At 69.8% G+C, this 14687-nt stretch carries 11 protein-coding genes; 10 read left to right on the top strand and 1 reads right to left on the bottom strand.

Annotated elements, in window-relative coordinates:
• Positions 1 to 137: 137 nt before the first annotated feature.
• From QM611_RS07910 to QM611_RS07875, 8 genes are read left to right on the top strand one after another with little or no spacing between them, the layout of a single operon-like run.
• A complete protein-coding gene (locus tag QM611_RS07910; protein ID WP_415079366.1) occupies positions 138 to 1205 on the top strand; it encodes a DUF917 domain-containing protein in 1068 nt (355 codons plus the stop codon).
• Complete coding sequence (locus QM611_RS07905) at positions 1202 to 2509, top strand: hydantoinase/oxoprolinase N-terminal domain-containing protein (protein WP_415079365.1); 1308 nt, start codon at positions 1202 to 1204, stop codon at positions 2507 to 2509. Before QM611_RS07910 ends, QM611_RS07905 begins: the two co-directional genes overlap by 4 nt.
• A 35-nt stretch (positions 2510 to 2544) precedes the next feature.
• Positions 2545 to 3567: a sugar ABC transporter substrate-binding protein gene (locus QM611_RS07900; protein WP_415079364.1), complete on the top strand. Its 1023-nt coding sequence runs from the start codon at positions 2545 to 2547 to the stop codon at positions 3565 to 3567.
• Between the two features lie 3 nt (positions 3568 to 3570).
• Positions 3571 to 5106, top strand: coding sequence for an ATP-binding cassette domain-containing protein (locus QM611_RS07895; RefSeq protein WP_415079363.1), 1536 nt, complete (start codon positions 3571 to 3573; stop codon positions 5104 to 5106).
• Entirely contained in the window at positions 5103 to 6065 is a 963-nt protein-coding gene (locus tag QM611_RS07890) for an ABC transporter permease (RefSeq protein ID WP_415079362.1), read from the top strand. The genes QM611_RS07895 and QM611_RS07890 overlap by 4 nt, the downstream gene beginning before the upstream one ends.
• 50 nt (positions 6066 to 6115) lie before the next feature.
• On the top strand, positions 6116 to 7687 hold the full coding sequence (locus tag QM611_RS07885; protein WP_415079361.1) for a hydantoinase/oxoprolinase N-terminal domain-containing protein: 1572 nt from the start codon (positions 6116 to 6118) through the stop codon (positions 7685 to 7687).
• A 5-nt stretch (positions 7688 to 7692) separates the two neighbouring features.
• Positions 7693 to 8772: a DUF917 domain-containing protein gene (locus QM611_RS07880; RefSeq protein WP_415079360.1), complete on the top strand. Its 1080-nt coding sequence runs from the start codon at positions 7693 to 7695 to the stop codon at positions 8770 to 8772.
• Positions 8769 to 9980 carry an amidohydrolase family protein gene (locus QM611_RS07875; RefSeq protein ID WP_415079359.1) on the top strand — a complete coding sequence of 404 codons (1212 nt, stop codon included), beginning with the start codon at positions 8769 to 8771 and terminating at the stop codon, positions 9978 to 9980. The genes QM611_RS07880 and QM611_RS07875 overlap by 4 nt, the downstream gene beginning before the upstream one ends.
• 200 nt (positions 9981 to 10180) lie before the next feature.
• On the opposite strand, the gene argG is transcribed toward QM611_RS07875, so the two are convergent.
• A complete protein-coding gene (argG, locus tag QM611_RS07870) occupies positions 10181 to 11626 on the bottom strand; it encodes an argininosuccinate synthase (RefSeq protein WP_415079358.1) in 1446 nt (481 codons plus the stop codon).
• A 153-nt stretch (positions 11627 to 11779) separates the two neighbouring features.
• On the opposite strand from argG, the gene QM611_RS07865 reads away from it, so the two are divergent.
• On the top strand, positions 11780 to 13012 hold the full coding sequence (locus QM611_RS07865) for a cytochrome P450 (RefSeq protein WP_415079357.1): 1233 nt from the start codon (positions 11780 to 11782) through the stop codon (positions 13010 to 13012).
• A gap of 220 nt (positions 13013 to 13232) precedes the next feature.
• The gene (locus QM611_RS07860) at positions 13233 to 14516 is read left to right on the top strand and encodes an adenylosuccinate synthase (protein WP_415079356.1); all 1284 of its coding nucleotides are present in this window, start codon (positions 13233 to 13235) and stop codon (positions 14514 to 14516) included.
• The last annotated feature ends 171 nt before the right edge of the window (positions 14517 to 14687 follow it).

Raw genomic sequence — 14687 nt, 5'->3', positions numbered from 1 at the left:
CTATTCGATGAGAGCAACTATAGGCACTGTGCACACTGAAGAAATCCCGTGGTTCCTCTTGGCTTGGTCGTACCCCCGACGCGCGGTCCTTCCGACAGCACCCGCGGATGCCGCAGTCGAAGAGACGAGGGACGCCTGTGCAGTTCACCCGCGACGACATCGCTCCCATGGCGCTGGGCGCCGCGGTGTTCGGCGCAGGTGGAGGTGGCGACTCCTATCTCGCCGAGGGTGTGCTCGACGCTGTGCTCCGCGAGCGAGGACCCGTCGAGATCATCCCCGTGGACCAGATCGCACGCGATGCCCCGGTCGCCCTGCTCGCCCTCGTGGGCGCGCCCCACATCGTCAGCGAGACGCTCGTCGGCCGGCCGATGCTGGATGCCGCGATCGAGCGGTCAACCGCGGGCCAGGGAGCTCCGGCTGCGCTGGTGCCCGTGGAGATGGGCGGGATGAACGCCCTCGTGCCGCTCATCGCCGCGGGACAGCTCGGCCTGCCGTGCGCCGACGCCGACTTCACGGGTCGCGGGGTGCCCTCGCTCGAGATGACCTCGTTCCTGCTCGACCGCAGCTACCCCGAGGTGCAGGTGCTCGCCGACACGCTCGGCCGCAGCATCCAGGTGCAGGCCTCAGCGGGGTTCACGGCCGAGCGCCTGCTGCGGCCCCTGGTCGACGTGCTCGGCTCGCTCGCGGCATACACGGCCTTCCCGTTGCATGGCGGAGACCTCCGCGAGCGCGCCCTCGGCGGCACCTTGACTCGCTGCCTCGAAGTCGGCCGCGTGTTCTTGCGGGTGCCCGGCTGCGAGACGGGCGAGGCCGACCGGATGCTCGCCGAGCTCGGCGCGGTGCGCATCGCCGCGGGCTCGGTGATCGAGCGCCTTTCCCGGCCGTATGCCGATGGCGCCCGCGTCTCGGTCACGCTCGACAGTGCCGAGCACCTCACCCGTATCGATTTCGGCAACGAGTTCCACCTGGTCAGCCGCGACGGCGAGATCCTCGCGACCGTGCCCGACCTCATCGTGGTGGTCGACGCCGAGAGCTGGATCCCGCTCACCGTTGAGCAGCTCGGCTTGGGCCAGCAGGTCACCGTGATCGCGCTGCCCGCGCACCCCCGCTGGCGCACCGAGCGCGGGATCGAGATCGTCGGCCCGCGGGCATTCGGCTATGCGAGCGATTTCGTGCCGTTCGAGTCGATGCAGGCGCGGCTGTGAGCGGCGCCTCCGCCGAACTCCACCTCGGCGTCGCCTGCAGTGGAGGGGTGCTGCAGCTCGCCCTCGTGACGGCCGATGGCAACGTGCTCGAGTCGCGTGTCGTCGCGAGCTCGGGCGAGCTGTCTGACGACCTCGACCTTGCGCTCGGCGGCGCGCCGCCGAACGTCAGGGCGATCATGATCGCAACGGATCGCCTGCGCGGCGCCCTCGAGGGGAGCGCCCCGCTCGCGAGGGTCGCGACGCTGCGGATCAGCGGCCCCGTCACCGACGGCGTGCCCGTGCTCGCGAGCTGGCCCGAGCAGCTGCTCGCTCGCGTCTCGCCCGTGACGGAGACTGTCGCGGGCGCGGTCGACGGCAGGGGCCGCGAGCTCGTGCCGTTCGACGAGGAGGCGGCGGAGCGCTTCTTCGGTCGCTGCCGAGGCGAGGTCGATGCGCTCGCCGTGTCAAGCATGTTCGCGCCGCTGGCCCCCGAGTTCGAACGCCGCGCCGCAGCGATCGCGGCGCGGGTACTCGGCGACGACCTGCCGATCACCATGAGCCATTCGGTCGCCGGCTTCGGGCTGCTCGACCGCGAGAGCGCCGCCACGCTGAACGCCGCGCTCACCCCGCTCGCCGCCAAGATGCTGAGCGAGATCGATGCGGCCATCGCGCGGCACGGCAGCGAGGCCGAGGTCTTCCTCGTGCAAAACGACGGCACGCTCGCCGTCGCGGAGGTTGCCGCGTCGACGCCGATCCTGCTGCTGGAGGGAGTTGCCGCCTCGAACGTCTACGGCGCGGCGCTGCTCGCGGATGCGTCGGACGCGGTCGTGCTGGGCAACGGCCCCGACCGCACCGGCGTCGTGCGCGAGGGCTTCGTCGTCATGACCTCGGCCCCGACTCGTGTCGCCGGCGTCCGCTTGAATGTCGAGCTCCCCGTCGGGGCCGGCTCGTCCCGAGTGCCGCACGACCTCGGCTCCGGATCGGCACGGCGGCTCGTCCTCGACCCGCAGGCGCGCGGCGAGGATGCGCTGCGGCACTCGGATGTCGCCGCCGCATACGGCTGCGCCCTCGCACCCGTAGGGGCCGTGGCGTGGATGGTGTCGGAAGGCGACGAGCGCGAAGCGCAGCGACTGCACCGCGCCAAGCAGCAGGTTGTCGAGCTCGCGATCACGGCGGGAGCGGATCCGGTGACAGCCGCGGTCACCAGCATCGACGCGATCGACATCAGCCAGGCGACAAACCGACGGCTACGGATTCGCGCGACCGGCAGGCCGCTGATCATCTCGAGGGCCGATCGCTCGGCCCCCAGCTCGACGCTTCTCTGACCCCCGAATCACCCCGACAACAGAAGGAAACCCCGATGAAGAAAACCACACGGCTCTCGGCGGTCGCCCTGAGCGCGATCGCCGCGCTGTCCCTCAGTGCGTGCACAGCGGAAGAGGCCCCGAGCAACGACGGCGGCGACGCCACCAAGACGGTCTGGTACGCCGACGTGATGGACGCGAACCCGACCGCCACGGCTATCGCCCAGGGCATGAATCAGACACTCGCGGAGAACGGCATCGAGATGACCCGCTCTCTCGCGATCGACACCACGACCGGCAACATCGACCTTGGCGCGCAGGCGCAGGGACTCACCCGGGCCATCGCGGCGAAGCCCGATGCGATCGCCTACTTCCTGCTCGACGCCTCGGCGTCCCGCCCGCAGGTCGAGGAGGCCATGGGGCAGGGTATCCCGGTGTTCGCCGCTTTCGGCAAGCCCGATTTCGACGTCAACGCCTACATCGCCCTCTACGACGAGGATCAGGGCTATGTCTCGGCGAGCTACCTCGCAGAGAACCTGCAGAAGGGCGACAAGGTCGCCATCCTCGGCGGCCCCGCCAACCAGAACGTGCTCAATGCGGAGGCTGGCGCCACGAAGGCCCTCGAAGAGGCCGGCATGACGATCGTGGGCGACGTGGAGCAGCAACGCAACCTGACCGACGGCGCGGCCGGCGGCAAAGAGGTCATGCAGGGCATCCTGCAGCAGAACCCCGACGTCAAGGGCGTCTGGGTCTACAACGACGACTCGGCGATGGGCGCCATCGCCGCCGCGAAGCAGGCCGGAGCAGACGTGCTCTTCACGAGCCGCAACGGCACCGCCGACGCGATCGCCGCGGTGAAGGCGGGCGACCTCCTCGGAACCTGCGACATCCAGCCCGCGGAGCTCGGCAAGAGCCTCGGTCAGGCTATCGCCGATCAGATCAACGGCGTGAAGGAGTACAAGGACTCGGAGCGCATCCCCTCGCCCCCCGCGGAGGACTGCATGGTGACAAAGGACAACGTCGACGACTGGAAAGCGCCCGAGGATCTCATCACGTACGCAGAGATCCCGCTGGGATAGTCCATGGCGCGCTTGATCGGCCTTCGCGCAGTGACAGTCGAGTACCCGGGCAACCGGGCGCTCGACGACGTCACCGTCGATATCGCCCCTGGCGAGGTGCTCGCCGTGGTCGGAGCCAACGGGTCCGGCAAGACGACACTCCTGAACGTGTTGACCGGTCAGCGCAAGCCGACGGAGGGCACGGTCGTCGGGGCGGAAGAGGATCTCGTCTTCGACCGCCCGGCGGCCGCGCTCGCGGCCGGCGTCACCCTGGTGCCGCAGGAGCCGCACATGGCTCCCACCCTCCCCGCGTGGGAGAACCTCATCCTCAGAGCCAGTGGCCTCTCGGGCCTCGCGCCGGGGCGGGAGGAACGGCAGGCCGCGCGAGAGCGAGTGCGCGAGGTGCTGCCGCACATCGACCCCGACGCCCCCGCGGGAGAGCTGCGCAAGGCGGATCGCGCCATCCTCGGCCTCGCCCGCGGCATGCTCACCAACCCCAGGGTGCTCGCGCTCGACGAACCCACGGCCGTGCTCGGCGACCACGGCGTGGAGCTCGTGGAGCAGATCACCCGAGAGGTGACCGGGCGCGGCGGTGCGGTGGTCATCGTGAGCCACCGGCTGCGCGACATCGTGCGCCTCGCCGACCGCGTGGCCGTGCTGGTCGACGGGCAGCTGAAGCTCGACAGCCCGGTCACCGAGGTCTCCGTCGAGGAGATCGTGGACTCGCTTGCGGCCGGCCGCGGCATCGCCGTCTCGACCCGAGAACGCCCCGAGAACGTCTCGAAGGGCGAGGAGGAGATCCTCTCAGTGGAGACCGATCGCGCGCGCTCCGGGTTGGAGATCGACCGGCTCACTGTGTGCTCCGGCGAGATCGTCGGCATCGTCGGCATGGCGGGAAGCGGCCGCTCGCGGCTGTGCAAGCTCGTCGCCGGTGTGGACGGCGACCCGAGGGGCGTGCGCTATCGGGGCGGCCCGCTGCCGAGGAGCGCGCGCGCCGCGCGGCGTGCCGACATCGCCTACATCCCCGAGGACCGCCTGCACGAGGGGCTGTTCCCGCCCCTGTCGGTCGCGAAGAACATCGAGATCGGCAACGTCGTGCGCAGCAGCCTCGCCGCGCTCGCACCGTTCACACCGAGGCCGTCGGCCACCCAGCAGGCGATCGACCGCTTCGGGATAAAGACCCCTTCGCACAGCGTCGAGGTCACCGCGCTCAGCGGCGGCAACGCGCAGCGGGTCGTCATCGCCCGTGAGCTCATGAACGAGCCTGCGCTGCTCGTCGCCGACGAGCCGACCCAGGGCGTCGACCGCACCGGCCGCGCGGCGATCCACGAGTTGATGCGCGACTTCGCCGCCCGTGGCGGCGGCGTGCTCGCCGTGAGCTCCGAGTTCGAGGAGCTGCAGGAGATCGCCGACCGCTTCTACGTCATGGTCGACGGCCGGGTCGTGGCCGACATCCCCCCAGACACCCCCTACCCGAGGCTCGTCGCCCTCGCCTCCGGAGTCGAGGACTCCGACACCGACCACCAGACCAACACCGAGCGAAACGGTTTCACCTCGTGAGCCAGACCATCACCACGGCGCGCACTCCCCGGCAGTTCTTCCGCAGCCACGCGACCGACATCATGCTGCCAGCCGCGCTGCTGGCGCTGATCATCGCCGGGCTCGTCCTCTTCCCGAGCTTCCGCTCGGTGACGAGCTTCATCAACATCCTCACCTTCTCTTCGCTGCTGATGATCGTGGCGATCGGCGAGACCTTCGTCGTGATTGGCCGCGCCGCCGACCTGACGGTCGGCTCGATGGTCGGCCTGTCGGGCGCGGTCTTCGCCGTGTTCGTGACCGGTGGCGTTCCCCCGCTGCTGGCGTTGCTGGTGGCGCTGATCGCGGGCTCGCTGATCGGCCTCGCGCAGGGCGTCATCATCACCAAGCTCAAGATCTCGTTCCTGATCGTGACCCTCGGCCTGTTCGCGCTGCTGCGCAGCCAGGTGCAGGTGCTGCTGAACGGGCAGAGCAAGAACGTCGACGTGCCCTGGCTCGTGACGCTCGCCACCGGGCGCATCGGCATCATCCCGAACCTGGTGATCATCGCCGTGCTCGTCTTCGTGGTCGCGACCCTCGTGCTGCGCGGCACCGCCTACGGGCGCGCGCTCTACGCCGTGGGAGCGAGTCCCGAGACCGCGAGGCTCGCCGGCATCCCGGTCGCGCGTGTCATCATCATCTCGTTCGTGATCAGCGCCTTCACCGCCTCGCTCGCGGGCTTGCTCACCGTCGGCACGCTGGGCTCTGCGCAGACCACCGCCGGCACGGGCATGGAGATGACCGCCCTTTCCGCCGTGCTGCTAGGCGGCACGAGGTTCTCCGGCGGCTTCGGCAGCGCCACCCGCACGCTCTTCGGCGTGCTGTTTCTCGGCGTGCTCAACAGCCTGCTCTTCGCCGCGGGCGTCAGCTCGTTCTGGCAGGGCACCGCCTCGGGTCTCGTGTTGATCCTCGCGGTCGCGCTCGATCGCACCCGCAAAGACTGACGAAGAGCCAGAACCACCCGGACCTCAAGAACCAGACAGGGAGAAACTGAATGAGCCTGCGCATTGGCATCGACGTCGGGGGCACCAATACCGACGCAGCCGTCCTCAGGGGCGCCGATGTCGTCGCCGCCACCAAGGCGACCACGACCGAGGACGTGACATCCGGCATCCTGAAAGCCCTCACGGAAGTGCTTGTGGGAATCGACCCGGCCGATGTCGAATCCGTCTTCATCGGCACGACGCACTTCATCAACGCGATCGCACAGGGCAAGGGCCTGGCGCGAGTGGCGGCGGTGCGCCTGGCCACTCCGCCGCAGTCGCTCTTCCCGATGATCGACTGGCCGCAGCACCTGATGCACATCATCGGCGACGACTTCCACGTCGTGCGGGGCGGCTCGCAGTTCGACGGGCGCCTGCTGAGCGAACTCGACGAGGACGGCGTGCGCGAGACGGCCGCCAAGATCCGCGCGGCGGGGATCAAGCACGTGGCACTCAGCGCCGTGTTCTCTTCCGTGAACGCCGACCCCGAGATCCGCGCCGCGCAGATCCTCGAGGAGGAGCTGCCGGGCGCGACGGTCACCCGCTCGGCCCTGGTTGGCCGCGTCGGCATCCTCGAGCGCGAGAACGCGACGATCCTCAACGCCGCGCTGCGCGATCTCGCAGCCCGGGTCGTCGATGGCCTCGAGCAAGTCGTGTCGAGTGTCGGCATCGCTGCGCCGATCCTGCTCTCGCAGAACGACGGCACCGTGATGACACTCGACCGCGCACGACTGTTCCCGATCTTCACGATCGCCTCGGGCCCCACCAACTCCATGCGCGGTGCGGCGCTGCTCGCCGACATCGACGACGGCGTCGTCGTCGATGTCGGTGGCACGACGTCCGACATCGGCATGCTGCAGCACGGCTTCCCTCGCGAGTCGACCATCGCGATGAGCCTCGCCGGCGTGCGCAGCAACTTCCGCATCCCCGACGTGCTCTCGCTCGCCCTGGGCGGCGGCACCGTCATATCGAAGGAAGGGGCCGGACCGGAGGGGAGCGTGGCCGTCGGCCCCGAGAGCGTCGGCTACCGGATCGGCACCGAGGCGCTCGTCTTCGGAGGATCGGTCACGACCTTCACCGACCTCGCGGTGGCCGCAGGAGCCGACCCCATCGGCGACGCGTCACAGGTCGAAGGCCTGGACCCCGCCCTCGTCGAGGCCGGTCTGAATCGAGTGCGCGACATGCTGACCCGGGCGATCGAGAAGGCGAAGCTCAGCTCGGCGGACGTGCCGGTCATCGCGGTGGGCGGCGGAGCGCCGCTGCTGAAGGCGGTGCCGGGGCTCGACTCGATTGTGATCCCCGCGAACGCCGGCGTCGCGAACGCCGTCGGCGCCTCATTCGCTGAGGCGGGGGGCGAGGTCGACCGCGTCTACGCGCTCGACGGGAAAACCAGGGCGCAGGTGCTCGAGGAGGCGAAGGAGCTCGCCGTCGCGCGTGCCGTCGAGGCGGGCGCGGATCCCGAGCGCGTGCGCATCATCGAGGCGGAGGAAGTGCCCCTCACCCACCTTCCCGGCGGAACCGCGGTGCACGCACGCGTCAAGGCCGTCGGCCCGTTCAACCCCACCCAGATCTCGAAAGGCTGACAACAATGCGACTCATCGACGAAGAGGCCCTCAACGACATCACCTTCGGGTCCACCGTGTTCGGCTCCGGCGGCGGTGGCGACCCATACATCGGCACGCTGTTGGCCCGTGACGCGATCCGCCGGTTCGGCCCGGTGCCCCTCGTCGACGTCGAGGAGGTGCCCGACGACGCGAATGTCGTCTTCATCGCCGGCATGGGCGCGCCCGGTGTGCTCGTCGAGAAGCTCCCTCGGGCAGAGGAGTACGACCGTGTGCTGCGGCTGTTCGAGGAGCGCATGGGCGTGAAGTACGACTACGTCTGCCCGGCCGAGGCCGGAGGCCTGAACGCCGTCACCCCGTTCGCGACCGCCGCGGTCGCGCGCATCCCCGTGATCGACGCCGACGGCATGGGCCGTGCGTTCCCGCACCTCGAGATGGTGACGCCGACCCTCTATGGCGGCAAGGGCACGCCGATGATGATGGTCGACGAGCACGGCAACGACCTCTTCATGGTCTGCAAGGAGAACTCATGGGCCGAGGTCATCGCACGCTCCGCTGCCGTGGCGAGTGGCGCGAACACCGCGATGGCGCTGTACCCCATGACCGGCGCGCAGGCAAAGGCCTGGCTCGTGCGCGGCGTGCTGAGCGCCTCGGTCAAGCTCGGCCAGGCAATCCGCCAAGCGCGCGCCGAGCACCGCTCGGCGGTGCGCGCGGTGATCGACACCCAGAACGGCATCCTGCTTTTCGAGGGCAAGATCGAGCATATTGAGCGGCGCAACGAGGGCGGCTGGACCTTCGGGCAGTCGACCATTAGCGGGGTTGGCGCCGACGAGGGCCGCGCCATGATCCTGCACTCGCAGAACGAGCACTTGATCGCAGAGCGCGACGGCGAGATCGTCGCCACCACTCCCGATCTCATCATGACGCTCGAGCTCGACTCGGGCGAGCCCATCCCCGCCGAGGAGATCCGCTACGGCTTCCGAGTCGCGGTGATCGGCCTGCCCTGCGACGACCGCTGGCGCACGCCCGACGGCCTGAAGCTGGCGGGGCCGCGTCGCTTCAACTACGACACCGACTTCACGCCGGTCGAGGAGTTCGCGCGATGACCCGCGTCGTGCTCGCCGGCGCGCAGGTCTTCGACGGCACGGGCCGGGCTCCGTTCACCGCCGACATCGCGATCGAAGACGGCCGCATCGCCGAGGTGGGTGCCGCCCTCGATGGCGACGAGATCCGGGATGTCGGCGGCAAGCTGGTCGTCCCTGGCCTCATCGACTGCCACGCCCACGCGTTGTTCAACGGCATGGACGTTGTGAAGACCCAGCAGCAGCCCTTCTCACTGCAGTTCTTCGAGGCCGGTCGCAACCTGAAGACGATTCTCGACTCGGGGGTGACGACGATGCGCGACGCCGGCGGGATCGACCTCGGTGTCAAGACGGCAGTGGAGCAGGGTCTCGTCGAAGGCCCTCGCCTGATGATCGCGGTCACGGTGCTGAGCCAGACCGGCGGGCATGTCGACGGGTGGAACGTGCACGGCGACCACCAGCGCCTCATGGTGCCGCACCCGGGACGGCCCGACACGGTCGTCGACGGCGTGGACAACATGCGCAAGCGGGTGCGCGAGGTGATCCGCGCGGGCTCGGACACGATCAAGGTCTGCTCCTCGGGCGGCGTCATGTCGAGCCGGGACGACCCGCGCCACTCGCAGTTCTCGCTCGAGGAGCTGCGGGTCTGCGTCGAGGAGGCCGCAGCCGCCGGCCAGGACGTGCTCGCGCACGCCCAGGGCGCGGCCGGCATCAAGAACGCGCTTCGTGCCGGGGTGCGCTCGATCGAGCACGGCGTCTTCATCGACGACGAGTGCATCGAGCTCTTCCTCGAGACGGGCGCCTGGCTCGTGCCGACTTTGCTGGCGCCGGTCGCCCTCATCGAGGCCATCGACGCCGGCATGCGGGTGGGGCCCGAGATGGAGGCGAAGGCCCGCTCCGTGGTCGACGTGCACCTCGAGTCGATCGGCAAGGCGCATCGGGCGGGGGTGAAGATCGCGATGGGCACCGACGGCGGGGTGTTCGCGCACGGGCAGGCTCCCCGGGAGCTCTCCGTGATGATGCAGACCGGCCTGACGGCGCAGGAGGCGCTCGTCGCGGCGACCTCGAGCGCGGCCGAAATGCTGCGCATCGACGACGAGGTGGGCACGATCGAGGCCGGCAAGGCCGCCGATCTGCTCGTCCTCGGCGGCGACGCGTGGGACTTCGCGCACTTCCTCGAGAATCTGGAGACCGTCATCCAGGCGGGCGAGGAGGTCGACCGGGCGGCCTGAGCCGCGCCCTCGGCTCCCGAACGTCGGAGAGGCGGGTGGATGTCGGAGGATTCGGCGCGAATCCTCCGACATTGGCGCGATTCTCCGACATTCGGGCGGCTCGCAGGACGCACGAGGAGCTCGGACTTCGACAGGCTCAGACTTCGACAGGCTCAGACTTCGACAGGCTCAGACTTCGACAGGCTCAGACTTCGACAGGCTCAGTCCGCGCCGAAGTCCTCATAGGCGGCGGAGCCGGATGCCTCGTCGACTGCTTCGGCGAGCTCTTCGCGCTCGGCGCTGAAGCCCGACGCGTGCTCGGTGATCTCGCCCGCCTCGCCCGGCGACAGCCGCCCGACCAGGTCGCCGGTCGCCCCGCCGATGAGCCCGAGCCCCGCGTACTGCTCGAGCCGCGCGCGCGAGTCGGCGATGTCGAGGTTGCGCATCGTGAGCTGGCCGATGCGGTCGGTCGGGCCGAACGCGGCGTCGCCGACGCGCTCCATCGACAGCTTCTCGGGCGCGTACGACAGCCCGGGCCCGGCCGTGTCGAGGATCGTGTAGTCCTCGCCGCGGCGCAGGCGCAGCGTGACCGTGCCGGTGATTGCCGACCCCACCCACTTCTGGATCGACTCGCGCAGCATGAGCGACTGCGGCTCGAGCCAACGGCCCTCGTACATGAGTCGGCCGAGGCGGCGGCCCTGCTCGTGGTAGGTGGCGAGGGTGTCCTCGTTGAGGATGCCGTTCGCCAGCCGCTCGTACGCGGTGAACAGCAGCGCCATCCCCGGGGCCTCGTAGATGCCCCGCGACTTGGCTTCGATGATGCGGTTCTCGATCTGGTCGCTCATGCCCAGGCCGTGGCGGCCGCCGATCGCGTTGGCCTCCAGCACGAGGGCGACCGGGTCGGCGAACTCGACGCCGTTCAGCGCGACAGGCCGGCCCTGGTCGAACGACACCGAGACATCCTCTGTCTCGATCTGGACCGCAGGATCCCAGAAGCGCACGCCCATGATGGGCTCGACGGTCTCGAGCGAGACATCCAGATGCTCGAGGGTCTTGGCCTCGTGCGTCGCCCCCCAGATGTTGGCGTCTGTCGAGTAGGCCTTCTCGGCCGAGTCGCGGTACGGGAAGCCGTGCTCGACGAGCCACGCGCTCATCTCGGCGCGCCCGCCCAGCTCGGTGACGAACTCGGCATCCAGCCACGGCTTGTAGATGCGCAGCGCAGGGTTGGCGAGCAGGCCGTAGCGGTAGAACCGCTCGATGTCGTTGCCCTTGTAGGTGGACCCGTCGCCCCAGATGTCGACGCCGTCCTCCTTCATCGCGCGCACGAGCAGCGTGCCGGTGACGGCGCGGCCGATGGGCGTCGTGTTGAAGTAGGTGCGGCCGGCGGAGCGGATGTGGAACGCGCCGCACGCGAGCGCGCCGAAGCCCTCCTCGACGAGGGCGCGCTTGCAGTCCACGAGGCGCGACAGCTCGGCGCCGTACTCGAGGGCGCGGCCGGGGATCGCGGCGATGTCGTCCTCGTCGGGCTGGCCGAGGTCGCCGGTGTACGTGCACGGCACGGCGCCCTTGTCGCGCATCCACGCCACCGCGACGGAGGTGTCAAGCCCTCCTGAGAACGCGATTCCGATGCGCTCGCCGACAGGCAGGGACTGGAGGACCTTCGACATGAGTTCAATCCTACGAGGGGATGCCGGTCGGCCCGGCGCCGAGCGCTGCGCCGGGCCGAGCGCAGGGAATGGGCCGGGGGGAGGATGGCTGCGGCACAAGGCATCCTGCGCTCGGCCCATCTCCTGCGCTGCGCCGGGCCTTAGGATCGCGGCATGGCGCGCAGCATCCCGTTCCTCGATCTCGCCGACACCGCGTTCGACGTGACCTCCGACGAGATGCATGCCGCGCAAGACGAGAGCTGGTACGCCGAGACCCCTTACGGGTGGGCGATTCTGCGGTACGAGCAGGGCACGGCGCTGCTCAAGGACAAGCGGTTCCGCCAGGGCAATGCGCGCTGGCCCGACCAGAACGGCATCCACGACGGCCCGTGGCGGCAGTGGTGGCAAGAGACCCTGCTGAGCCTGGAGGGCCAAGACCACCTGCGCCTGCGGCGGCTGCTCGGGCCGGCGTTTCGCAACAAGACGATCGAGGCCATGCGGCCGCGCTTCCAATCCCTCGCGAACGAGCTCATCGACGGGTTCGCCGCTCCCGGAGCCGACGGCTGGGGGCGCGTCGAGTTCGTCTCGCAGTTCGCCGAGCCCTACGCATCCCGCATCCTGTGCTTCCTGCTTGGCCTGCCCGACGACGAGTGGCCGCAGGTCGCGCACTGGGCCGACGACCTCGGCAAGTCGTTCGGCATCCGGGTGCGCGACGACCTGCCGCGCATCGAGGCGGCGCTGGAAGGACTCAGCGGCTACATCGAGGAGGTCATCGCCGACCGGCAGGCGCACCCGCGCGACGACCTGGTGACGACGCTGATCCAGGCGCACGAGGAGGGCGACCCGTCGACAGGCTCAGGGGTCGAGCCTGCGCTGTCGCGGCGCGAGCTCAGCGTCGCGCTGGTGTTCCTCGCGTTCGCGGGCATGGAGACGACGCGCAACCAGCTCGGCCTCGCGCTGCAGACGCTGCTCGCCCACCCCGACCAGTGGGCGCTGCTCGGCGAGCGCCCCGAGCTCGGCGCCCGCGCCGTGGAAGAGGTCATGCGGGTGAACCCGACCGTCACGTGGGTGACGCGGGAGGCGATCGAGGATGTCGACCTCGACGGGCTGCGAGTGCCCGCCGGCGGCATCGTGCAGGTGATGTCGCACGCTGTCGGCACCGACCCGCGCGCGATGGGCGAGCACGTGCCGTTCGACATCACGTACGACGAGCGGCCGCTGCACAGCGGTTTCGGCGGAGGCATCCACCACTGCCTCGGCCACTTCGTCGCCCGCACCGACATGTCGGTCGCGCTGCCGCTGCTGGCCCGGCGGATGCCGCTGGCCGAGCCCGACGGCCCGGGCGAGTGGCTGCCGGTGTCGGGCAACACCGGCCCGATCCGGTATCCGATCCGCTTCCGGCCCTGACCCGGCGCGTCCCGGCCCGCCGCATCCGATTTCGCCAGATCAGGTGATTTCGCCAGATCAGGATGCTTCGTCGCGGATTGGCCTGACTGCGTGAGATCAGGATGTTTCGGGAAACGCGATCGCGGGTGGCGCGCTGCGCGGCGAGCGCGCAGCGCGGGGCGCGGGGCAGGGCTCGATAGGATGGGGTGTAATCCCCTCCGCCACCGAAAGGGAGCAGCCCATGCCAGGCATCGTGATCGTCGGCGTGCAGTGGGGGGATGAGGGCAAAGGCAAAGCCACCGACCTCCTCGGCGACCGCACCGACTGGGTCGTGAAGTTCAACGGCGGCAACAACGCCGGCCACACCGTCGTCATCGGCGACGAGAAGTACGCCCTGCACCTGTTGCCCAGCGGCATCCTCTCCCCGGGCGTGAACGCCGTCATTGGCAACGGCGTGGTCGTCGACCTCGAGGTGCTGTTCGCCGAGATCGAGGCGTTGAACTCGCGCGGCATCGACACCTCGCGGCTGCGGGTCAGCGCCAACGCGCACATCATCACGCACTACCACCGCACGCTCGACAAGGTGACCGAGCGCTTCCTCGGAAAGCGCATGATCGGCACCACCGGGCGCGGCATCGGGCCGACGTACGCCGACAAGATCAACCGCGTCGGCATCCGCGTGCAAGACCTCTTCGACGAGAAGATCCTGCGGCAGAAGGTCGAGGGCGCGCTCGAGCAGAAGAACCACCTGCTGCTGAAGGTGTACAATCGCCGCGCCATCACGTGCGACGAGGTCGTCGACGAGCTGCTCGCGTACACCGACCGGCTGCGCCCGCTCGTCGCCGACACGTCGCTGCTGCTCAACGACGCTCTCGACGCGGGCGACGTCGTCGTGTTCGAGGGCGGCCAGGCGACGATGCTCGACATCGACCACGGCACCTATCCTTTCGTGACGTCGTCGTCGGCGACGGCCGGCGGCGCGTCGACCGGCTCGGGCGTGGGCCCGAACCGCCTCGACCGCATCGTGGGCATCGTGAAGGCCTACACGACGCGCGTCGGCTCGGGGCCGTTCCCCACCGAGCTGCACGACGAGCAGGGCGAGTGGCTGCGCAAGCGCGGCTTCGAGTTCGGCACCACGACCGGTCGCGCGCGCCGGGTGGGATGGTACGACGCGCCCATCACTCGGTACGCGACGCGGATCAACGGCATCACCGACCTCGTGCTCACCAAGCTCGACATCCTCACCGGGCTCGACGAGATCCCGGTGTGCGTCGCGTACGACGTCGACGGCGAGCGCTTCGACGAGGTGCCCGTGAACCAAACCGACTTCCACCACTCGGTGCCCGTCTACGAACTGCTGCCCGGGTGGCAGGAGGACATCTCGGGCGTGCGTGTTTTCGAAGACCTGCCGCAGGCCGCGCAGGACTACGTGCTCGCGCTCGAGGCGATGAGCGGCACGCGCGTCTCGGTGATCGGCGTGGGGCCGGCCCGCGACGGCGTCATCGTGCGCCACGATCTGGTGTGACGGTCAGGGGGCTGACGTGAGGTTCTGGCTCGGCGGCTACACGGCCGACATGGACGGCAACGCGACGGGAATCGGGATGCTCCGCGCCGGCGCCGCGGACGACCCCCTCGCCGGCGGCCCGTTGGCGTTCGGCGGCGACGCCGCCGCCGCGCCGGGATCGCCCTCGTGGGT

Origin of the sequence: Microbacterium sp. (assembly GCF_047606685.1) — a bacterium.
Classification (GTDB): domain Bacteria; phylum Actinomycetota; class Actinomycetes; order Actinomycetales; family Microbacteriaceae; genus Microbacterium.
Note: the sequence above shows the minus strand (reverse complement) of the source record. Positions and strands in the feature narration are given on the sequence as shown.